The organism is Flavobacterium sp. CBA20B-1 (genome assembly GCF_028473145.1).
Lineage (GTDB): Bacteria > Bacteroidota > Bacteroidia > Flavobacteriales > Flavobacteriaceae > Flavobacterium.
The window spans coordinates 2,018,831-2,040,061 of record NZ_CP092370.1; the positions used below are offsets into that span (position 1 = coordinate 2,018,831).

The following is a 21,231-nucleotide window of genomic DNA, read 5'->3' on the forward strand; positions in this document are numbered from 1 at the left end:
AAAGACCGCTGATAGCATCTAAATTCGACAAAAATGACAAGTTTAGAACCAAAAATACGGCGTTTGAATACCGTTTTTCTTCCCGCAACTGCTACAGCCACCATTTTTCTAAAATTATGTCCAAGAGCCATCAGTAGAAATTCTAATTCTACTTTCTCTAAGCCTTTGAATGTAAATCTATTAAAATCATTATTGTACTTGAGTTGCCCAAAAACAGCCTCTACTTCTATAGGGCGTTTACTGCGATGTTCCAGCCCTTTCTCGCTCGTTAATAAATTTCTCGCTCTTTCTTTAAGCTCATTCAAACGGTGATTGACTTCTATTCTGCGATTACCTTTTGCATTGAAACATTCCTCTCGAAGCGGACAATTATTACAGTTTTTTGCCTGATAATAAGACACTTGCGATTCGTGTCCGTTGCTCGAAATTCGTTTTCCTTTGCCAACATTTTCCATTCGTTGACCCATCGGACAAACGTAAAAATCTTGTTCTTTGTTGTAGAATAAATTCTGAACCAAAAACGGATTATTTTTCATCGTCCGTTTCGTTTCTTTGTGAAAATAATTGTACTTCACGTAGGCTTTAATGCTTTTATTTTCAAGCATTTCATAATTTTCTTCGCTCCCATAACCTGCATCGGCAACCACTTCTTTGCTTTGTTTTCCATAGAGATTTTCAAAACCATCAAGATGCGATTCCAAAGTCGTGGTATCCCCCGGTTTTTGATGGATGGACACGTGGGTAATAAACTGATTTTCAGTTGAAATCTGCGTATTATAAGCCGGTTTAAGCTGTCCGTTTTTCATGTGATCTTCCTTCATCCGCATAAAAGTAGCGTCGGGGTCGGTTTTGCTGTAAGAATTCCTATTGCCTAAAGTTTCTAGGTCTTTTTCGTATTTTTCTAATTTTGGAAGATGCTCATCCTGAAGTTTTTGTAGCTCTTTTGCCTGTTTTTTAGTGGGTTCTTTCAGCTTTTTATTCAAGATCGATAGCTTCTCCCGAAGTTCTTCCGAATTGATGCTTTTAGGTAATTCTTCTTTGTTAATTTCTTGATTATCAGACTGAATAGCACTTTCGATATCTGAAAGAATCGTGTTGATTTTAACTTCTAATTTTTCCTTGTATTTTTCAATCGAACCTCTCCAAACAAAAGTATAACGATTCGATTTGGCTTCGATTTTTGTTCCATCAATGTACTGAATATCAAGACTTACATAGCCCATTTCAACCAGCATTTTCACTACTTCGGCAAATAGTTGTTGAATATGATTTTTTAATATTTTCCCTCGAAAGTCGTTAATGGTTCGGAAATCAGGCGTAGAGTTGCCCGAAATGTACATGAAATAGATGTTTTCGGTGAGTGCTTTAGCTATTTTCCGGCAAGAATAAACGTTTGACAAATAGCTGTAAAACAACACTTTAATCATCATTCTTGGATGATATGCAGAGGTACCACCTCCTTTGTACAACTTAATTATATTGCTAATATCCAACGAGTTAACGACCTCTTCGATTAATCGAACAGGGTGATTATTAGGGATTTTATCAAAAATATTAATCGGAAAAAGTTCAGGACTATTGCCTGTTTGATTTTTAAAAACTACCTTAGCCATTGTTGGTTTTTTGTGCAACTCTAAGATAATTATTTTGGAGAAAAAATACAACAAAAAAAAGCTGTCCGACTTTTCGGACAGCTTCTTTTTATTTCCCCTTAAAAGCATTCAATGCATTCACAGTAAAATCAGACAAAACCAATTTGCCCGAAATCGCAGCGCGTTCTTTTAAAAGTGTATACCAATTTTCGGTGCCTTCCCATAAAACTTTTTTCATTTCATATAAAGCTTCCGGATTGTAACTGCTTAAACGGGTGGTGAATTGTTCCAAGGCTTTATCCATTTGTGCGGCATCGTCAAACAATTCTGTGAATAATTTATTGTCAAAAGCCCAATTAGCAGTTTTCCAATTTTCGGCGTCTAACGTCATTTCGGCTAAAGCAGGTTTTCCAATTTTGCGGCTCACGGCAGGTTCAATCACAAACGGACCAATACCAATTGCCAGTTCTGATAATTTAATCGAAGCATTTTTGGTAGCAAACGTATAATCGCAGGCTGCTGCCAAACCAACGCCACCACCCACAGTTTTCCCTTGAATACGACCAATAATTATTTTGTTCGATTTTCTCATGGCATTTATAACATTGGCAAATCCGCTGAAAAACTGTCCGCCTTGCTCTAAATTGCTTACCTGCAACAATTCATCAAACGAAGCACCTGCGCAAAAAGCTTTTTCGCCCGCACTTTTCAACACAATAACTCGAACTTCGTTATTCGTATTTAAAGCATTAATGGCATTTGTTAATTCTGCCAGTTGCGAACTTGGGAATGAATTACTTGCCGGATGAAAAAATTCTACAAAAGCAATAGTATCCTTAAAAGTAGTTGTAACGTATGATGTTGTTTCCATTTAAAAATTTAGTTTGATAATACAAAGATAAACCATGTTGGCAATTTGTGATTTATTTTTGATAAATATGTACATTTGCACCGTTTTAAAAGCACAAACATGTTTAAATATTTCATAACCTTATTTAGTTTTTCTTTTGCGGTATCGGCACAACAAACAAATACGGTTTATTATGCAGCGCCTTATTTGCAGATTGAAGATGTACAGAAAAAAGCAGTTGCTGATGCCAATGATTTTGGATACAACATTTTAGTTCACCCAAAAGAACACTTTGTGAAAGAAGGTTTTTTTATGTGGGTAGATGATCAATGGTACGAAATTTTAAACAGTAAGGATCTTTTTATACCTTATCAAGATTTTAAAACACTTTTTACCATATCGAAAGATAACAAAAATCCTTTAAAAATAAAAGACGTAAACGATGTGGTTTACCTTTTTCCGATTGAAGCACTTGATAGTTACATTGTTTCACCGTCTGATTTTGTAACACTTTCGCAAACCATTCAAAAACAAGATTTAATTACCTACACAAAACCTGCGGAGGTTGTTGCAGAAAAAAAACCAGTTGTTTTAGATGTGATCGATGTGGTGGAAGTACCAAAAAAAGAGGCTCAAACTGTAATTGAAAAAGAAGGTAATACTTTAGTTTCTACAAAAGAAGAAACAACTGTTACAACAGAATTAACAAAGCTAAATACCAACGAACAGGTTTTGATTACCAGCGAAAACCCACAATCGGTTTTGTTAGATGTGATGGATGTGGTTGAAGTAGTAAAACGTGAAGAAATACCTTTTGATCCAACACAAAATACGGTTGTTGATAATCAGCCTGAAATAGTAGCAGAAAAACCAAAAGTTGAAGAGCAGATAACAGAAGAAGTTCCTGTGAAAATTGCAGCAAAAAACACATTGATTATCCCAAATCCAAGCAACGATTACGAAATTGCCGTTAACGAAGGTTTTGACGGAACGGTAACCGAATGGGTTGAAATGATCGATGCCAAAGGAGGAAAAACGGCATACCAACAAGCGGTTGACAAAGGATATAAAGGCACAGAAGAAGAGTGGATGAAAATGCTTTGGGGACGAGAAGTGGATGTGGAAATTGCCAAACGCGATAAAACCACAGCAATTGTAACCGAATGGATTCAGTCATTGAAAACATCGAAAGGAAGCTCGCCTTACGAAATGGCCTTAAAACACGGTTTTTATGGAACATTTACTGAATGGGTAGAATCAGTAATAGGAACCGATGGCGAAAAAGCATACGAACACGCAAAAGAAAAAGGGTTTGAAGGAACATATAAAGAATGGATTCAAAAACAATTGAACCAATCCAATCAAGAAGTATTGCGAAAAGAGCAATTGTCTAAAACACAAATGTTTGTGGCACCAAATGTATTAATGCCATTGCAAGCAACAGCAAATGAGCCGCTAACTTTTGATTTATACGATTACTACAATCAGTTTTATGGCGCGCCAATGGTTAGTAGTGCCGGTGAAAACAACAATGCTTTAGAAATAAAACCTACAGATTTGGAATATCAAATTACGTGGTTTGAAAAAGATAAAGTAAAAATTATAGAACTAACCAAAGAAGGTGTTTTAAAATACCAACCGTTAGAAGGTGTTTTGGATACCAATACCAAACTAAATGTGCGGTATGTTTTGAAGTAATATCACCCCACCAACTGATCCAAAATTTTAATATACAATTCTACACCTTCTTCAATTTCGTGAACATACACAAATTCATCTGCGGTGTGTGAACGAGCCGAATTTCCCGGTCCTAATTTCAACGACGGAATTTTTAAAACTGCCTGATCGCTTGTAGTTGGTGAACCGTACGTTGTTCTGCCTAAATGTTTTCCGGCTTTTACAATTGGGTGATCTAACGAAATAAACGACGGACGCAAACGAGTAGATCGGGGTTTAATTTCGCATTTGGTATGTGCTTTAATAATATCTAAAACCTCTTCATTGGTGTAAGCATCGGTAATGCGAACATCAACCACAAAATCGCAGCTCGATGGCACTACATTGTGCTGTGTTCCCGCATTTATCATGGTGACCGACATTTTTATCGGTCCGAACATTTCAGACTGTTTAGGAAACTCAAAAGTATTAAACCATAATATATCTTCAATAGCATTGTAAATAGCATTTTCGCCTTCGTTGCGTGCTGCGTGTCCCGATTTTCCAAGTGAAGTGCATTCCAAAACCATCAAACCTTTTTCAGCAACCGCCAAATGCATCTGCGTGGGTTCGCCAACTATTGCAAAATCTAATGCGCCTAATTTTGGTACTACAAATTCCAAACCGTGTCTGCCTAAAATTTCTTCTTCGGCAGTGGCAGCAATCACTAAATTGTATTTTAAATTCGGCTTTTCGTAATAATGCAGAAAGGTAGCAATCAACGAAACCAAGCATCCGCCGGCATCATTTGATCCCAATCCATACAATTTTCCATCGATTATTTCTGCTAAAAAAGGATCACGGGTATAATCGATATTCGGGCGAACGGTATCGTGGTGCGAGTTTAATAAAATAGTAGGTTTAAGCGGATCGTAATATTTGTTAAAAGCCCAAACATTGTTCAGTTCGCGGTGTGTTTCCACGCCAAAATTCTTTATGAATGTGTCAATAATTTCGGCCGTTTTATCTTCTTCTTTACTGAACGATGGTGTTTTTATTAAATCAATCAGCAGCCCAATGCTTTTTTCTTTTAAATTTTTCATTCGTATAAATTCGTGCTAATTTTTGCAACAACTTCTTCAGGTGCTATGCTTTGCATTACATCTTCATAACCAGCTACTATTTTGTTTCCGTAAACCGATGTAGGCAAAAACGGATAGTTTTCTAAATTGGGAATCAAACTGTTTGCTAACGGCTGGTTAAACGGTACAAAACCTGCAAAAGGATGCGTGTTTCCCCACAACGTAACCACTTTTATGCCGTACATTGCAGCAATATGTGCGTTGCCCGAATCCATTGAAAGCATTACATCTAAATGCGGAATAAACTGCAATTCTTGTTTAAAAGTGAGTTTATTGGCAATTATTATAACGTTTTCTAGATTTTGTTGCAGGTTTTTTAACGCATTTAATTCATTTTTTCCACCAAACAAGAATATTTTGTGATTTGGATTTTCGGCAAGATTTAAAATAACCTTTTGCATTAATTCAGTTGGATACACTTTTGTTTGATATTGAGCAAAAGGGGCAATCCCAATCCATTTGTTGTTTAATTTTTCGGTAGTTACTTTTAGAATTTCATCAGACAAAACCGTTTTTTCTGGGAAAGAAATTTTAGATAGATTAACCTTAAAACCTAATTGTGCCAAAGTATCAACATGACGGTCAACCATTGGTTTTACAGGTTTTAATACTTTTTTTTCTAATCGGGTTAATTCTTTTTTCTCTTTTCTGCCTTTATCGGTAAAAGCTGTTTTTGTTCTGGGTAATGCAAAAAAGGTCCGAAGAATTTTTGAGCGCAATACATTATGAAAATCGGCAACCATATCAATTTTTAGTTGTTTCAGCACTTTAAATAATCGGTAAATTCCAAAAAATCCTTTGTGACGGTTTTCCAGATCAACTCCAAAAAAAGCAACCCGATCCATATCATCAAAAAAAGGTTTGAAAAAAGGTCGAGAAACCACGGTGACTTTCACATTTGCATGCTGCTGAACCAACGCCCGAATTACAGGAACTGTCATGGCAACATCGCCCATTGCCGATAATCGTATGACTAAAATATGCTTCATTTTAATTGCCTAAAGTCTGCAAAATATTATACGAAAATTCTAAAACAGGTTTGTAAGCCATTGAAAAAGCCAACAGCGGAATAATCATAAAGAAAATACCTATATAAAACCATATTTTTGATTGATTTTGCTGCAACAATTTTGCAAAAAGATATATTAAAAGGTAATAAACACTTAAAATGCCCAACGGAATAAAAAGCAATTGCGCATAAGCATCGAAAAATTGCCAAATGAATACGCCAATTAAAAGTATCAAAATGGAGAAAATAAATACCTGCGCTATTTTTAAAAGTTTGTTCATAGTAAAAAAAGACTTTCTGTTTTTAAGAAAGTCTTTCAAAAGTACTTATTTTTTATTTTGATACAATACCGGATTCAATTCTTCGTCGTTATACATTTTCATTTGTTTGTACACTTTCATGAATTTGTCGCCGTTTTCAATATCTTCAATCAATTGGCTGATCGATGTAAACATATCTTGTTTTTGTTCTAAAAGCACATCCAATTTTGCTTGACATTTTGCACGATGCTCTTCTGATGCGTCTGAGCGCGTAGCTTCCTCTTCCATGTGGTAAATTTTCAATGCCAAAATAGACAAACGATCCATTGCCCAAGCCGGACTTTCGGTATTGATTTTTGCGTTTGGTTTTACGGGAACGTTTTTGTATTTATCCAAAAAATAGCTGTCGATATATTCCACCATATCGGTTCGCACTTGGTTCGATGCATCGATTTTACGTTTTAAAACCAAAGCAGCCACCGGATCAATCTGCGGATCGCGAATAATGTCTTCATAATGCCATTGCACGGTATCAACCCAGTTTTTCGCATACAGCAAATGTTCAATAGAACCTTTTTCGTATGGGTTTGCTATTGGTTGGTTAACATCGTCGAACTTATGGTAATCTTCGATACTTTTTTCAAAAACAGGAAAAGCTAATTCTGCAAACATTGTTATAATTTTTATTTACAAATATAGTTTTAATACTTTTACAACAACAAAATTCATTAGTAAACTTATGCATATTCACTATATATCAGAGCAGAACAGTATTTTAAATCATTTTTTGGCACAATTGCGCGATGTTCATGTACAGATAGATTCCATGCGTTTTCGTAAAAACATGGAACGAATAGGCGAGATTATGGCTTATGAATTAAGCAAGAAATTGTTGTATAAAGAAGCTTCGATTAAAACACCACTTGGCACAAAAGATACCATGCTGATTAAAGATGAGGTGGTTTTGTGTTCGATACTTCGTGCCGGATTGGCTTTGCACACCGGTTTTATGAGTTTTTTTGATGAAGCCGAAAACGGATTTGTATCGGCAGCACGCACTCACGGAGCCGAAGAAATTTTGGTAGAATATCAGGCAGCACCTTCGTTTGATGGAAAATGTTTGCTTTTGTTGGATCCCATGTTGGCAACGGGGCATTCGATGGTTGCAGTGATAAACCAATTAATGAAAAAAGAACAACCAAAAGAAATTCATATCTGTATAGTTATTGCCGCACCGGAAGGCATCGAATATTTAAAAAAGTATCTGCCTGAAAAGATTCATTTGTGGGTGGCAAGTTTAGACGATTGTTTAAATGAAAACAAATATATTATCCCCGGAATTGGCGATGCAGGCGATTTGGCTTACGGTGAAAAGTTATAAATAAAAAATAACCCATGCCGGGTGCATGGGTTATCAGAAAACATTAAAATTCTAAAACACGTTTAGAATTTTGAATTTAGGGTCTACAAATATAATTATAATTTCAATAAAAACAACAATAAACTTACACATAAAATTGTAGCCAAAACCGCTTCTTTCACCCAATAAACCTTTGTACTTGCCACAAAGTTTCCACCGATAATTGATAATGGAAAAAAGGTAAACACCAATAAACCGTTTGATTTTTCGGGCGATATCACATAAATAGCAGCTCCGATGACAAAGCAAAACACAATGTTTTTGTAAAGAGTGATTTGGTTAGTTGCTATGGTTTTTAAATTAGTAACCTGATAGAATGTGAACAATACAGATACAGTTGCCAAAAAAGCCAATGCAATGTTTTGATAAATATTTTCAAAATAGCTAAAATCGATACTCATATCATATTTATCAGTCCAAAATGCTACTAGATTGATATCGTAAAACAAACTATAGATATAAAAAAGAATCGTAACAGTGAGCAATGCAATAAACGGAATGATCCAATGGCGGTAATCTTGCCCCACATACCAAATAATGGTTAGATAAATCATCAAGAAATAAAGAATAGTCCACGATTCAAACAAAGTTGCCATAAAAATCCACAAGCTGGCATCAAAAATTTTTAATTTGGGTTCATTTAATGTTTGCAAAGAAATAATTCTGCGCAAGGCCAACAACACCAATAAATTGGCAATGATTAACTGGGAATCATCATAAAAGGTGGGAAAAAGTATTAAAAAGCAAGCATATAAAAACAACGAATATAAATTGTTTACCGCTAAATAGTTTTTTAAAGTGATGAATTGAATCAACAAAACCGAAAGCACTACTGCTACAAACAAAAAGCTTTTTTCTATAATAGCTGTGGGCGATTGCAACCATTTCAAATCGCTTATTAAATGTAGAAAATAAGTAGCTAAAAGCATAAAACCTATTACTACATAACCAATTGGTTTACTTTTTGAAAAAAGATTTGCAAGCATTAACGATATTATTTAATTTTTGTAAATAAGTTGTTGATAATTTTTTTTACTTTTGTTGCAAAGTTAGAATTAAACTGAAATTAAACATAAATAATTAATAACAATATTATGTGGACATCATTCTTTAAAGGTATTGAATTTTTATTCGTTGATGTGTTGTTTGTACCAATGGATTGGTTTGCAAAATTAGAATTAACCAATTGGTGGATTGCAAACATTATTAACTGGATTTTTATCATTATTTGTACAGTTGCCTTTGTTTACTGGTTAAAACAATTGCGCATTTTTGCTTCAAACAACGAAGATGAACAAGATACAACAGCACACTCGTTCTTAAAATAAAAAATCAGGTTTTAAACCTGATTTTTTTGTTTTACAGCTTCTAATTTAAGAAGAGAGTAAATCCGATATTAGCTCCAAAATTTTTATTGAACGATTTATAATATTCACCACTTGGATAGGTATATTTGGTTGAAAACTGATTGTAATTCAAACCAAAATCAACCGAAATATCATTAGTAATCATATACGCAACTCCGCCTTTTACTTTCCATACAAAAAAGTTTGTAGGATCAATAGAATTACCATCTACTTTTGCCTTAGCTACTGCATATCCAGCACCTGCCCCAATATAAGGAAAAGCCTTTGATTCATTTTTAAAATAATAAGTTGCCGAAGGAATAACGCTAAAAATATTTGTTTTAACATCAGTAGTAGAGCTGGTAAAATAATCATACTCTTTTGTTTTTTGTGCAGAAAGTTCCAAGTCCATTCCAACAGCAAGATTATTTGTTACAAAATATCCAAAAGAGGGTGTAGCAGTAAAAGTACTGGATTTGTTTCCATCAATTGTTACACCGTCTTGTTTAACAGATGGGCTTAAAGAGTTGAAGTTAAAAGTTGTAGCACCTCCAAACAGCCAATTTCCTTTTTCGGTTTGGGCATTTGTAGTTCCTGCAAAAGCCAATAAAGCAATAAGTGTTAATTTTTTCATTTTAAATTATTTTTGCAAAAGTATCAATTTCTCGCAAAAAGTAAAAGGCTTATTAATTTATAACGAAAAATAGGCTAAAAAGTTTCCTATATAAACCCCTTGGTTGTTTAATGTAAATTTATCTAATTCCGCATTTCTGTCTGCAAAAAAAGATTTTTCTTTTGTGTTCATGCTAGAATGACCAATTGTGAAAAATCCGTTTATTGTAGGAATACTGAAACCAGTGTCATCTGCTTCATATCCATAGTACGAGCCGTATAATAGTTTTTTACCATCTAGAGAAAGCATATAAGTATAAACGTCGCGCATTCCAGCATTTTTAGGTTGATATGCTTTTTTGGTGGTTTCAAAAATTTGATTTTTTTGGTCTAAAACAGAGCTTATTACTAATGCATCATCATCGAATGTTTTGTACAAATCGCCAGATGCAGGAATAAAAGTAGACCATACTTGTTCGCCATTACCATTGAATTTTGAGAGCGTATGATTTTCATTATTAGATACGGGCTTATTAAACAACGTGTTAGCTGTTATTAAATTTTTAGCAACAGAAATCTTGTCTGTATAATGTAAAGTCATAAAATACACCTCATCATTAATAACTGTTATATTGCTTGGGTTTTTGTTTATATTTGTTAGTGGATAGGGTACAAATGATTTTTCATTTCCAAAATAGGTGCTCCATAAGCGTTTTCCATCAAAGCTAAATTTCGATAAAAACACACTTGCAGTAGAATATATCTCGCTATTGGTAACAGGTTGATAACTTCCTGCTGTTCCAAAATAGGTACTCCCTGATGTTTGTGCTAAGTGCATTCCATAAATATACAATCCTTTTTCTGATGTGATTATTGCATTTATTCTTGAATCATCTTTTGCGTAAAAGGTACTCCATACATGTTCTCCATTAGTATTAAGCTTGGTAATAACATCTTGATATTGCATAGAAGATTTAACGTCAGCAGTATCTTGAAAAAATGAAAGAGATAAAGTGTCTTTTTTAGATCGTTTATTTACGATATAAATATCATCATTCTTATCAACAGCTAAAGGCCTTGCATTTTGAGGAATATCATAAAAATAGGTAAACCACGCCTGCGAACCATCCGGATGAACCTTAGTAATAAATGTGTATCCACTACTAAAATCGTTACTTATTTCTTTGCTAAATGCTTTTGGTGTAGATAATCCAGTGATAATAGTTCTACCCGTAATTATTAAGTTGTTTTTAGAATCAAACTTTATTTGTGTGATAATTGTTCCTTTTTCCGAGCCTGGGATTTTATATATTAACTTTGATTTTGAACTTTCGCGATCGTATGCTATTACTTCATCAAAATTTTCACTTACAACGTATAAGTTTCCATTGTTTGGATTTACTTCTGATACAAAAGGGATGCTTAAAATTTTTCTTACTGCAGAGAAAGGTCTTTCAGGCTTATCAAAGAGTGGTATCATGCTTCCCCATGTTCTTTTGTAGGGTAATTGACCATAGCCGTATGTAAAGTTAATTAAGAGTAATAATAGAATTGCTTTTTTCATTAGATTGCTATTTAAAAAGTAAAAATAACACTATTTATCGGTCAATAAAATATTATGTGAAACAAAAAAAGCAAGTTGCAACAAGGCAACTTGCTTTAATAGATAAAAAACACTCGTTCGTTAATGAATAATTAACTATTTTGAATGATGCTGCTAAATTACTGCAGTAGGGTAAACGAACGGTTATGTGTAAGTTATCTGTATATTATTTTAAGGTTTTTTATTCTTTTTGTTTTCTATATGCGTAATAAAAAACTATTGGAAGTATGGAAAAGGATAAAATTAAACACACAATCAATCCGCCTACAATCATAATTGCCAATGGTTTTTGTATTTCAGATCCCATTCCGGTTGACAATGCCGCAGGTAATAATCCCATTGAACCCATTAAAGCAATCATCACTACGGGGCGTATTCTGTTTTTCACTCCGCTTGCAATGGCTTCTTTTAGTTTCATTCTCTGTTTTAAATTTTCGCTTATAACGCCTATCAAAACAATACCGTCAATCGTTGCCACTCCAAACAGAATGATGAAACCAATACCTGCCGATATGCCGAAAACCGTTCCTGTAAGCCAAAGTGATATAAAGCCACCGATAAAAGCAAATGGCAATGTTAACGATGCTATGGCAGTATCTTTTAAATTACCAAAATTGGTGTACAGCAATAATAAAATCAATACCAGCGAAACCGGAACAACCAATGCTAACTGCTTTGTTGCACGTTCTTTACTTTCAAATTCACCTGCCCATTCGGTATAGTTTTCTTTCGGAAGTTTCACTTCTTTCGCAACTATTTTTTTGGCCTCATCAATAGTGCTGCCTAAATCTCGTCCTTCAATGCTAAATCCTACACCAATATAGCGGCTGTTTCCTTCGCGATAAATAAATGCGGGTCCGGTTTTATAGCCAATCGTAGCAATTTCTTGTAAAGGAACGTTGTGTCCGTTGCTTGTTGGTATTAAGATATTTGCAATTTTTTCAGGAGAATCTCTATAAGCTTCCTGAAAACGTAAAATTACATCAAACTTGCGGTCGCCTTCGTAAAATTGGGTAGCAGCTTGTCCGCCAATCGTCATTTCAACTACAGCCTGAACATCGGCGGTTTGAATGCCGTATCGAGCCATTTTGGAATCGTGGAGTTGAATGCGCAATTCCGGCAAACCAATGTTTTTATACACGTTGATATCTGTGATACCGCTCACTTTTGCAATAGAAGCTGCCACTTTATTAGCATATTTTTCGAGATCGTATAAATCATCACCAAAAATCTTTATGACTAGCGAACTTTTCACGCCGGCAACATATTCTTCCACATTGTCTTGAATGGGTTGACTAAATCCAAAGGTAATCCCTGGGTATCGGTTCAATTTGGTTCGAAGCTCCTGAATAATGTCTTCTTTAGAAACCTTTCGTGTCCAATCGGCTGCGTCTTTTAGCTGAATATTGAATTCAATGTTGAAAAATCCCGTAGGATCGGTTCCATCGTTCGGTCGTCCGGTTTGTGTTAGAATAAAATCGATTTCCTCACAATCTTTCTGCATCAATTGTTTCATTTCTTTGGTGATGCGAGTCGATTCTTTCAAATTCACGCTATTCGGAAGGGTAGCACGAATATAGATTGCACCCTCGTTTAATTTCGGTAAAAATTCAGAACCATAGTTCATGAATTTGAACACACAAACGCCTAAAATTGTCAAGAAAATTCCTAAAGTGGCTTTTTTATATTTAAAAGCAGTACTGTATAAACCAAAAACTGTTTTCTGAAAAAAACGGGTAATGAAATTCTCTTTTTCTTCTATGTTTTTAGTGAATAACAGTTTGCACATTGCCGGCACGTAGGTTAAACTCAAAATTAACGAACCCAACAAAGCATAACCCAATGTAAACGCCAACGGCGAGAACATTTTACCCTCTACCTTTTGGAATGAAAAGATAGGCAGCAATGCCACAATTAAAATGATTAATGCAAAAAAGATATAAGATGCTACACTACCAGCACTTTTCTTAATAACGCCCATTTTGCTCATTTTTGCGAAACGTTCTGGGCCCACTTTGTGCGACAGCGTGGCGAGGGCAACGAATACGGTTTCAACAATTACGAGCGTTCCTTCGAGCAACAGACCAAAATCGAGCGAACCCATGGAGATGAGGTTGGCGGGCAAGCCTTGTATTTTCAGCATGATGATCGCGAACAGAAACGATAGCGGAATAACCGATGCTACAATTACAGTAGATTTCCAGTTGTAAAGAAACACAAAAACGATTAACGATACCAAAAGCACGCCTTCAACCAAGTTTTTTGATACGGTTTTTACGGTATTATCAACCAATTTGGTGCGATCTACTACGGTTTCGATTGTTACATCGTCTGGTAAGGTACGTTCGTTTAATTCGGTAATTTTTTCTTTTAGATTTTCAATAACTTCCGACGGATTTTCGCCACGAAGCATAATCACAATACCTTGCACCACATCATCTTGCTCATTGTATCCTACTTGTCCTAAGCGTGGTTTGTGTGATACTACCACATCTGCCACATTTTTTATAAGAATAGGGGTAGATCCATTGAGTTTTATGGTGATATTTTCTATATCCTCAATTTTATCCAATAAACCCACACCACGAACCACATACGCTTGATTTCCTTGTTCAATAACATCACCACCTACATTTACGTTTGATTTTGAAACGGCTTCGTAAACATCTAACGGCGACAAATCGAAATTCTTCAACTCCGTAGGATTTATTTTTATTTCAAACGATTTTTTTTCCCCACCAAAACTCACCACGTCTGCAACGCCGGGAACAGAAAGCAGTTCGCGTTCAATAACCCAATCTTGAATAGCAGTTACTTCTTTCAGCGGAAGTTTACTTTTTATGATATAGCGAAATATTTCACCTGTGGCTCCTGAAGGTGGTTCAATTTCAGCATCGGCGCCTTCAGGCAAATCCACGCCTGCCAGTTTGTTTGATACATATTGCTGTGCATAAAAGTCATCTACACCGTCTTCAAACTGCACGGTAACCACCGAAAGTCCAAAAAGCGAAATAGAGCGAATGTTTGATTTATGCGGAATACTGTTCATTACCTTAGAAACGGGAAGCGTAACTAGTTTTTCCATTTCCTCGGCACTGCGGCCTGGCCATTGGGTAATGATTCGGGCTCTGGTGTTGGTTACATCAGGAAACGCCTCAATGGGCGTTTGTTTCAGTGCGAAGATTCCTCCAAAAAGCAAAGCCAGTACCCCAAAAAGCACAAAAGAGGTGTTTTTTAAGGAAAAGGTTACGATGTTCTGTACAAATTTCTGCATAACTTATTGGTTTAATTCTTCAAAAATGATTAAAGCGTTGGTGGTTACAATTTTTTCATCGGCAGCAAATGTCTCACGCACGAAGGTGTATTCTTCATTGCTAGCGATTCTGTTGATTTGCTTTGTAGCCAACGAACATTTGTTTTTGTAAACCACCACATACTCTTTGTTATAGCTAAATACAATTGCTTTATTTGGCACGGCAAAAGCTTCGCCTTGGGTGTTTTTTTTATCGATAATAATATCGGCACTCAAACCAGGCATTAAGTTCAATTCTTGGTTTTCAAGTATTACCCGTGCTTTTAAAACATGTTCGTTGTCGTCGAATACATTGTAAATTTTGTCTATTTTTCCGGAATAAATTTTATCGGGATAGGCAACCGTTCGAACCTTTACAGGATCGTTTTTGTGAATATATTTTAAATGGTTGGCATAGATATTCACCATTACCCAAACTTCTTTCAGGTTTGATATAGAGAAAAGCGGCTCTTGGTCATCGGCAGTGATTGCCATACCCGAACTCATATTTTTTTGAACGATGTATCCGTTTTTAGGCGCCAAAATTTGAAAAAAACCATTGGCTGTACCGCGAAACATTTTTAAGGAAGCATTGATTTTTTCCGCTTCGATTTGCTCTGCTTTTAATGCGTATTCGATTTCAGAAACTTCGGGTTGCGATGCCATACCGTCGTTTAATAATTCTTTTTTGCTTTGCAATTGTTTTCGTAAAAGGGCTATTTGGTTTTCGTGAGCGCGTTTTTCCTGCATTAAATCTTGGATTTCGTTCGATCGTACCACTCCCAAAACTTGACCTTGTTTTACATAATCGCCCAATTCAAAATACACTTTTTCAACAATTCCTTGCAGCAAACTTTTAAAGGCAACCAAATCGTTTTCATTGTATTCTATTTTGCCCGATAACGCCAATTGCTCTTGAATGGGTTGTTTGCTAATTACCGTGGTTTGCGTAGTGGCGTGCAATTCGTTGCTTAAACAAAATGCTTTTTTCTCTGTAGTGGTTTCTTGAGTATCGTTTTCTTTTTTACAAGCCGTAAACAAAACGCCCCAAAAAAGGAGTAATAAACTGTATTTTTTCATGATCTTATAATTCTTTTCCTGTTAAATAGTTTAGTTCTTCTAGGGTGTGCTGGTAATTTTCTACTAATTCGTTATAAGCTTGTTGAGCTTCGCGGTATGCTTGCGTAAAATCTAAAAACTCTAAAAGCGTAATTTGTTTGGTTTGTAGGTGTTTTTTATAATTCTCAATCATTTGTTCGTGTTCTTTTGTTTGCATACCCGACCATTTTTGTAATGATTGATTGATAATGCCTAATTGGCTTTGCAGTTGTTGCACAGATTGATCTAATGCTGTTTCTAATGCTCGCTGCTGTTTTTCTTGTTGATCTATTGTGTGTTTGGCTGCTTTAATAGCGCCTTTGTTTTTGTTAAAAATTGGTAAATCAACACTTACACCTACGCCCATAAAATCGCGCATAATGTTTCCGCCACGGTCATAACCAATTTGAATGTTAAGATCGGGTATGCGCTGTGCTTGCTCCAAAAGCAATTGTTGGCGTGCCATTTGGGTTTCGTTTTGTTGCTGTTTCAGCTCTATATTGTTCTGCATTGCAGCTTGTTGCAAGTCTATTGATAAATTTTTAGGAGCGAATGCCTGTTTTGGAAAACTTATTTGATTTATTTCAAGCGTGCTATTCTGCGTAAGCACTCTTAGTTTATGAATATTTTCTGTTTTTTCATTTTCTAATACTACTTGTTCTTTTTGCAAAGCAATTAATTCGGTTTGCATACGAAAATATTCGGCTTTTGGAACGTTTTTTAGTTCGGTTTGGCGTTCGTATTGGTCACTCATTTGCTGGAACAATGCAACCATATTTTTTAAAAGCAACTCTTCGGTTTGTACTTTATGCAGCGTATAATAAGATTGGCGCAATTCTTTCTTTAGAAAACGCATTAACTCTTCAAATTCAAAAATGGCATTGTTTTTTTCTAACTGTTTTAAAGCCACACGCTTTTTGCGTTTTCCGGCCGTTTCAATAAGTTGTTCCAATTCTACTGTAACTTGTTGGTTGATACCGTATGTTCCGAATAGGGGCGGTTGCTCTTCGATTTGATAGGTTTTCCAAAGATTCACTTCAGAAACAGTAAGATTGGGATTTGACCATAGTTTTTCTTGCACAATTTCGGCTTCGGCGCGTTCTATATTGTACTTGCTTGCTATTAATGCATAGTTGTTCTGTAAAAACTGTCTTTCTAAATCAGTTAATTGATAGGTTTGCGCCTTTACCAAAGACGTGAACCCTATGAAAAGGATGGTTAAATAAATTCTGCTCACTGTATGATACTTTTAGAAAGCAAAAGTATCGTTGGAACATTAAAAAGGGTTTTAGGTAAAATTAAAAGTAGATTAGAATTGGTTTTTAAAAGGCTAATTCAACAATAGTTCCCACTGGGTGATTTGTGCTCAAAGTAAGCGTGGCATTGTGCATTTGCAAAATAATATCTGCCATAGAAAGTCCAATTCCTTTGCCTTGAAATTCGCCGGTGTTATTGCCGCGGTAAAAGTTCTGTTTAATTTGTTTTAAATCGCTTGCTGGAATACCAATACCTTGATCAATAATTGCCAAAATTAAGCGGTTGTTTTTTTCGTAGAACCGAATGTTAACCAATTTGTTGCCTGAATATTTTATGGCATTGCCCACCAAGTTGTTCAGGGCAAGTTCTAGCATTTGTTCGTTTCCTTGCAGGGTAAGCAAAGCTTCGTTGGTTACTTGTAAATCAACATCGATTTGTGCATTGTGGTACAAAACAGCATTTTCAATTACGTGCCAAACAATTTCGTCAATACGCAACGCTTTAAACTCAAAACTGGTTTTTACACCCGAAAGCAGCATCATTTGGTCTAATGTTTCTTGCAAATCGTTGGTATATTGTTTTAATTGATTGATAATTTGTTCGTGTTCTTCTAGGGTGCGTTTTTTGTTGTGAGCAACTTCCAAAGTTCCCAATAAGGCAGTTATTGGTGTTCGAAGTTCGTGCGAAACATAATCGATAAAGTTTTTTTGAATAGTGAATGTTTGCGAAATTTTATGGATAAAATGATTATAAGTTTCCATTAAATCATCAATTTCGGCGTATGTTTTCTTCAATTCAAGCGGTTGATTAAAATTACGGGTGTCGCGTTCTTTAATTTGTGCAATGATTTTTAGAATAGGTTCATAAGCAATATGTCCTAAAAAAAGAGAAAAGAAATAAATAAAAGCAAGCCCAATTACCGATACAATTGCCAAAATATGCAACAAGGAAAGCATTTGCTCGTTAAATTCATCTTTTGGTTCGCGGGTAATCACCACAAAATCGCCTTGATTGTCATGGTAAAAAATACCGTTATAAAAAAAGTGTTCATCTGTAAAAGAATGGTTGTTGTATGTTCGAACCATTTCTATAAAATCATTGGTGATGTTTTTATCGAACCGCATTTCACCGTTGAATTTTTTATTTATAGAATCATAGATGATGATGTTTTTCCGGGAGATGCTTTTTAGCAACATGCTTTTCACGTTTTCGTGTTCAAAAGTAGGCAGTTCATCTTGTTCTAAATAGTATAAAGCAGATAGAAGGGTTTTGTTTTCAAGCGATTGCATTTCCTTTTTTTCCATTTGGGTATAAAATGAAAAATAGACCACTGCAGAAACAATAAGGATAATGACACTAAAGATCACAATAGCATATAAGGCAAGGCGGTGTTTTAATTTCATGTATCAGCTTTTAAACATATATCCAACCCCTTTTACTGTGTGAATATATTTGTTGTCTTTTTTCTCTATTTTATTGCGCAGGTACGATATATACACGTCAACCACATTGGTGTGATTGTTAAAAGTGATGCCCCAAACGGCATTTAAAATTTGAACACGTGTTACGGCTTTACCTTCGTTGGCAATTAGGTAGTTCAATAGCTTAAATTCGCGCGGTGAAAGTTCAGCTTCTATTCCGTTTACAAAAACCTTGTACTGATCAAGATCAATTAGCAATGCTCCGTATTCTTTGTTGTTTTCCACTTTCTCTTTTGTAAGTGCCGGATTGCGCCTTGTTAGTGCTTTGATACGCGAAAGCAATTCATCAAAATGAAAAGGTTTGGTGAGGTAATCATCTGCACCAAAGTCTAATGCCGAAACTTTATCTTGCACAGTGTTTAAAGCACTAAGCATTAAAATAGGGGTGTTGTTATTTTTATAGCGCAGTGTTTGCACCAATTGGATACCATCCATTCCAGGAAGCATCACATCGCAAATAATCAATGCAAATTCAATGTTTATGAAATGGTTCAACACTTCTTCGGCATTTTTACAGAGCGTTACCACATAGCCGTTTTCTTCCAACCCTTTTATTAAAAAGTCGCTTATTCTTTTATCATCTTCAACTACTAAAACTTGCATTTCAAGAAAAATTTATCAAATGTATGCTATAAATGTAAAAATAAAATACGGTAGGGTTTTATTCTAACCTGTTTTTAATTTGTAATTAATTCTATTCTGAAGTGGAATTTCCGTGTGTTTGTGTAATTTTACAAAAATGAAGATCTGACGTTATGAAGTATTTTTTCTGTTTGATACTATTTTTCGGATTGCTTTTTGGTTGCAGTAAAAAAGAACAAACGCCAACAGCCAGCTTTAAGCCCTCGTTTGGAAATCGCAACGAAGTGGTTTTGGTAATTGACGACAGCTTGTGGGTGGGCAGTTTGGGCGATAGCATACGTGCACATCTTGCGCAAACCACAGCAGAAAGCACCACCACAGAACCCATTTTTGATTTGGTGCAATTAGATCCAAGTATTTTTACTACGAGAGCCAAAACAGCACGAAATATTGTGCTTTTTTCGATACATACCCAACATGAATTTTTGTTGCAGAAAAGCGTGCACGCCACACCGCAAAACTTCTTTTTTTTAAGAGCAAAAACAAAAAGCGATTTATTGGCGATGTTTAAAAAACGAGCCGATTCTGTTATTTCGGTTTTTAAGGCGTCTGAATTAAATGAAGAAACGCACGAAGTGGTACGCACTTCTACCAAAGAATTAAGAGAATTGAAAGAGTTTTTTGGATGCACCTTAAAAATTCCGGATGATTATCATTTGCAAGTAAAAAGCGAATTTCCGTTTTTGTGGTATCAAAAAGATTTATCTTCGGGTAGTGTGAATTTGGTATTGTATGAATTTCCCATAGCCGAAATTGAAAACAACAAAGGTTCTGTTGAAGAGCATCTTTTGCAAGCACGCAATTTTATTGGAAAAAAATTTATTAAAACCGCAAAAGATACTGCTTATATCACTACAAACACAAAAGAATATCAATTTGTTTCAAAAGAAAATATGTTGCAAATGCCCGCTTACAGAATTGTGGGCAGTTGGGAAACGGTAAACGACTACCTCAAAGGACCTTTTATTTCGTATGCCATTCGCGATGAATATTACCAACGCTATTTGTTTGTAGAAGGATACGTTAATAATCCTTTAAAAAACAAACGAGATCAAATTTTAGAAGTAGAAGCAATTATAAAAACCATAAATTTTAATGAAAACGGAAATTAAATCGTTCCAAGAACTTTCTGCTACCGACTTGTACCACATTTTAGATTTGCGAAACCAAGTTTTTGTGGTAGAACAAAATTGTGCCTATTTGGATACCGATGGTTGCGATCAAGCAGCTACACATGTATTAATTTGGAACAATGATGAGGTGCTGGTGGCTTATGCGCGCGTAATTGCTCCGGATGTAAAATACAAAAGCAGTAGTATTGGGCGTGTGGTGGTACATGCATCGTATCGGGCAAAAAATATCGGGCATTTACTAATGAAAACCGCAGTGCAAACTGTTTTTGATTTGTATAAAACCGGTCATATAACCATTTCTGCCCAAGCCCATTTGCAAAAGTTTTACAACCAGCATGGTTTTGTGACTTCTTCTGAAGTGTATTTAGAAGACAATATTCCGCATGTGCAAATGGTTCGTACCTAAAAATAACTATAAAAGGTTTTAATTTCTCAATGGTAAACGGTTTTTCGTTTGCTATTTTTTTTCGATTAAATTTTTCAAAGTTTCGATATGTTCTTTAAGCATTGAGATCGTTTCTTGGTAATGCTGAATAAGCGGTATTGATGCATTGCTCTTTGTTGTTGATAAACTTTTATTTTGCGCTGATTCATTGCTAAAAAACTCAAGTGCTGAAACTCCTAAAATTTCTAAAATTTCATTTAAGCGTTCTAAAGTTAGTTGTGTTTCCCTGCTTTCAATCTTAGAATAGGCTCTTAAAGAAATGCCTAATTTTTTTGCTAAATCTTCCTGAGTGTATCGTTTTTGTTTACGCAGTTGTTTCAATCGTTCATTTGCTTCCTTCATTATAAAATAGTGTTGCAGGAACAAATGGTTCCTTTTTTTGTTAAAATTGTT

Annotated in this window: 19 protein-coding genes and 1 pseudogene; 5 read left to right on the forward strand and 15 right to left on the reverse strand. The window is 35.3% G+C overall.

Annotation, left to right across the window (positions count from 1 at the left end; translation table 11 throughout):
* Positions 1-101: 101 nt before the first annotated feature.
* Positions 102-1,613: pseudogene (locus MG290_RS09955) on the reverse strand (IS1182 family transposase); the annotation flags it as partial.
* Between the two features lie 88 nt (positions 1,614-1,701).
* On the reverse strand, positions 1,702-2,463 hold the full coding sequence (locus MG290_RS09960; protein ID WP_264561159.1) for an enoyl-CoA hydratase/isomerase family protein: 762 nt from the start codon (positions 2,461-2,463) through the stop codon (positions 1,702-1,704).
* A gap of 99 nt (positions 2,464-2,562) precedes the next feature.
* Between MG290_RS09960 and MG290_RS09965 the strand changes: the two genes are divergently transcribed.
* On the forward strand, positions 2,563-4,140 hold the full coding sequence (locus MG290_RS09965; protein WP_264561160.1) for a hypothetical protein: 1,578 nt from the start codon (positions 2,563-2,565) through the stop codon (positions 4,138-4,140).
* A 2-nt stretch (positions 4,141-4,142) separates the two neighbouring features.
* On the opposite strand, the gene MG290_RS09970 is transcribed toward MG290_RS09965, so the two are convergent.
* Genes MG290_RS09970 through MG290_RS09985 form a run of 4 tightly spaced genes read right to left on the reverse strand, consistent with a single transcriptional unit; the run spans position 4,143 to position 7,181 of the window.
* Positions 4,143-5,201: a M20 family metallo-hydrolase gene (locus tag MG290_RS09970; protein ID WP_264561161.1), complete on the reverse strand. Its 1,059-nt coding sequence runs from the start codon at positions 5,199-5,201 to the stop codon at positions 4,143-4,145.
* Entirely contained in the window at positions 5,198-6,229 is a 1,032-nt protein-coding gene (locus MG290_RS09975; protein ID WP_264561162.1) for a glycosyltransferase family 9 protein, read from the reverse strand. The genes MG290_RS09970 and MG290_RS09975 overlap by 4 nt, the downstream gene beginning before the upstream one ends.
* Position 6,230: 1 nt before the next feature.
* Positions 6,231-6,530, reverse strand: a complete 300-nt coding sequence (locus tag MG290_RS09980) for a hypothetical protein (RefSeq protein ID WP_264561163.1) — start codon at positions 6,528-6,530, stop codon at positions 6,231-6,233.
* 45 nt (positions 6,531-6,575) lie between these two features.
* A complete protein-coding gene (locus MG290_RS09985) occupies positions 6,576-7,181 on the reverse strand; it encodes a DUF4254 domain-containing protein (protein WP_264561164.1) in 606 nt (201 codons plus the stop codon).
* 67 nt (positions 7,182-7,248) lie between these two features.
* On the opposite strand from MG290_RS09985, the gene upp reads away from it, so the two are divergent.
* Positions 7,249-7,890: a uracil phosphoribosyltransferase gene (gene upp, locus MG290_RS09990; protein ID WP_264561165.1), complete on the forward strand. Its 642-nt coding sequence runs from the start codon at positions 7,249-7,251 to the stop codon at positions 7,888-7,890.
* 95 nt (positions 7,891-7,985) lie between these two features.
* Here upp and MG290_RS09995 read toward each other — a convergent pair whose 3' ends face one another.
* A complete protein-coding gene (locus MG290_RS09995; RefSeq protein WP_264561166.1) occupies positions 7,986-8,915 on the reverse strand; it encodes a DUF6427 family protein in 930 nt (309 codons plus the stop codon).
* 108 nt (positions 8,916-9,023) lie between these two features.
* On the opposite strand from MG290_RS09995, the gene MG290_RS10000 reads away from it, so the two are divergent.
* Entirely contained in the window at positions 9,024-9,257 is a 234-nt protein-coding gene (locus MG290_RS10000; RefSeq protein ID WP_264561167.1) for a DUF6341 family protein, read from the forward strand.
* A gap of 40 nt (positions 9,258-9,297) precedes the next feature.
* Here the strand turns inward: MG290_RS10000 and MG290_RS10005 are convergent, their stop codons facing one another.
* The 7 genes from MG290_RS10005 to MG290_RS10035 all read right to left on the reverse strand — a co-directional run bounded on the left by MG290_RS10005 (position 9,298) and on the right by MG290_RS10035 (position 19,221).
* Entirely contained in the window at positions 9,298-9,909 is a 612-nt protein-coding gene (locus tag MG290_RS10005) for a porin family protein (RefSeq protein WP_264561168.1), read from the reverse strand.
* 57 nt (positions 9,910-9,966) lie between these two features.
* The gene (locus MG290_RS10010) at positions 9,967-11,451 is read right to left on the reverse strand and encodes a hypothetical protein (protein WP_264561169.1); all 1,485 of its coding nucleotides are present in this window, start codon (positions 11,449-11,451) and stop codon (positions 9,967-9,969) included.
* A 220-nt stretch (positions 11,452-11,671) separates the two neighbouring features.
* Positions 11,672-14,764 (reverse strand): efflux RND transporter permease subunit, encoded by a 3,093-nt coding sequence (locus MG290_RS10015; RefSeq protein ID WP_264561170.1) that lies wholly within the window; start codon positions 14,762-14,764, stop codon positions 11,672-11,674.
* Positions 14,765-14,767: 3 nt separating this feature from the next.
* Complete coding sequence (locus tag MG290_RS10020; protein WP_264561171.1) at positions 14,768-15,862, reverse strand: efflux RND transporter periplasmic adaptor subunit; 1,095 nt, start codon at positions 15,860-15,862, stop codon at positions 14,768-14,770.
* 4 nt (positions 15,863-15,866) lie between these two features.
* Complete coding sequence (locus MG290_RS10025) at positions 15,867-17,117, reverse strand: TolC family protein (protein WP_264561172.1); 1,251 nt, start codon at positions 17,115-17,117, stop codon at positions 15,867-15,869.
* 85 nt (positions 17,118-17,202) lie between these two features.
* Positions 17,203-18,540: a sensor histidine kinase gene (locus MG290_RS10030; RefSeq protein ID WP_264561173.1), complete on the reverse strand. Its 1,338-nt coding sequence runs from the start codon at positions 18,538-18,540 to the stop codon at positions 17,203-17,205.
* 3 nt (positions 18,541-18,543) lie between these two features.
* On the reverse strand, positions 18,544-19,221 hold the full coding sequence (locus MG290_RS10035) for a response regulator transcription factor (RefSeq protein ID WP_264561174.1): 678 nt from the start codon (positions 19,219-19,221) through the stop codon (positions 18,544-18,546).
* A gap of 152 nt (positions 19,222-19,373) precedes the next feature.
* Between MG290_RS10035 and MG290_RS10040 the strand changes: the two genes are divergently transcribed.
* A complete protein-coding gene (locus MG290_RS10040; protein WP_264561175.1) occupies positions 19,374-20,372 on the forward strand; it encodes a DUF4837 family protein in 999 nt (332 codons plus the stop codon).
* Positions 20,356-20,799: a GNAT family N-acetyltransferase gene (locus MG290_RS10045; protein WP_264561176.1), complete on the forward strand. Its 444-nt coding sequence runs from the start codon at positions 20,356-20,358 to the stop codon at positions 20,797-20,799. Before MG290_RS10040 ends, MG290_RS10045 begins: the two co-directional genes overlap by 17 nt.
* Before the next feature lie 51 nt (positions 20,800-20,850).
* On the opposite strand, the gene MG290_RS10050 is transcribed toward MG290_RS10045, so the two are convergent.
* Positions 20,851-21,180, reverse strand: a complete 330-nt coding sequence (locus MG290_RS10050; protein ID WP_264561177.1) for a helix-turn-helix domain-containing protein — start codon at positions 21,178-21,180, stop codon at positions 20,851-20,853.
* Between the last annotated feature and the right edge of the window lie 51 nt (positions 21,181-21,231).

Coding starts and splice junctions, on each gene's coding strand:
- MG290_RS09960 (WP_264561159.1), bottom strand. CDS start 2,463: ATGGAAACAACATCATACGTTACAACTACTTTTAAGGATACTATTGCT.
- MG290_RS09965 (WP_264561160.1), top strand. CDS start 2,563: ATGTTTAAATATTTCATAACCTTATTTAGTTTTTCTTTTGCGGTATCG.
- MG290_RS09970 (WP_264561161.1), bottom strand. CDS start 5,201: ATGAAAAATTTAAAAGAAAAAAGCATTGGGCTGCTGATTGATTTAATA.
- MG290_RS09975 (WP_264561162.1), bottom strand. CDS start 6,229: ATGAAGCATATTTTAGTCATACGATTATCGGCAATGGGCGATGTTGCC.
- MG290_RS09980 (WP_264561163.1), bottom strand. CDS start 6,530: ATGAACAAACTTTTAAAAATAGCGCAGGTATTTATTTTCTCCATTTTG.
- MG290_RS09985 (WP_264561164.1), bottom strand. CDS start 7,181: ATGTTTGCAGAATTAGCTTTTCCTGTTTTTGAAAAAAGTATCGAAGAT.
- upp (WP_264561165.1), top strand. CDS start 7,249: ATGCATATTCACTATATATCAGAGCAGAACAGTATTTTAAATCATTTT.
- MG290_RS09995 (WP_264561166.1), bottom strand. CDS start 8,915: ATGCTTGCAAATCTTTTTTCAAAAAGTAAACCAATTGGTTATGTAGTA.
- MG290_RS10000 (WP_264561167.1), top strand. CDS start 9,024: ATGTGGACATCATTCTTTAAAGGTATTGAATTTTTATTCGTTGATGTG.
- MG290_RS10005 (WP_264561168.1), bottom strand. CDS start 9,909: ATGAAAAAATTAACACTTATTGCTTTATTGGCTTTTGCAGGAACTACA.
- MG290_RS10010 (WP_264561169.1), bottom strand. CDS start 11,451: ATGAAAAAAGCAATTCTATTATTACTCTTAATTAACTTTACATACGGC.
- MG290_RS10015 (WP_264561170.1), bottom strand. CDS start 14,764: ATGCAGAAATTTGTACAGAACATCGTAACCTTTTCCTTAAAAAACACC.
- MG290_RS10020 (WP_264561171.1), bottom strand. CDS start 15,862: ATGAAAAAATACAGTTTATTACTCCTTTTTTGGGGCGTTTTGTTTACG.
- MG290_RS10030 (WP_264561173.1), bottom strand. CDS start 18,540: ATGAAATTAAAACACCGCCTTGCCTTATATGCTATTGTGATCTTTAGT.
- MG290_RS10035 (WP_264561174.1), bottom strand. CDS start 19,221: ATGCAAGTTTTAGTAGTTGAAGATGATAAAAGAATAAGCGACTTTTTA.
- MG290_RS10040 (WP_264561175.1), top strand. CDS start 19,374: ATGAAGTATTTTTTCTGTTTGATACTATTTTTCGGATTGCTTTTTGGT.
- MG290_RS10045 (WP_264561176.1), top strand. CDS start 20,356: ATGAAAACGGAAATTAAATCGTTCCAAGAACTTTCTGCTACCGACTTG.
- MG290_RS10050 (WP_264561177.1), bottom strand. CDS start 21,180: ATGAAGGAAGCAAATGAACGATTGAAACAACTGCGTAAACAAAAACGA.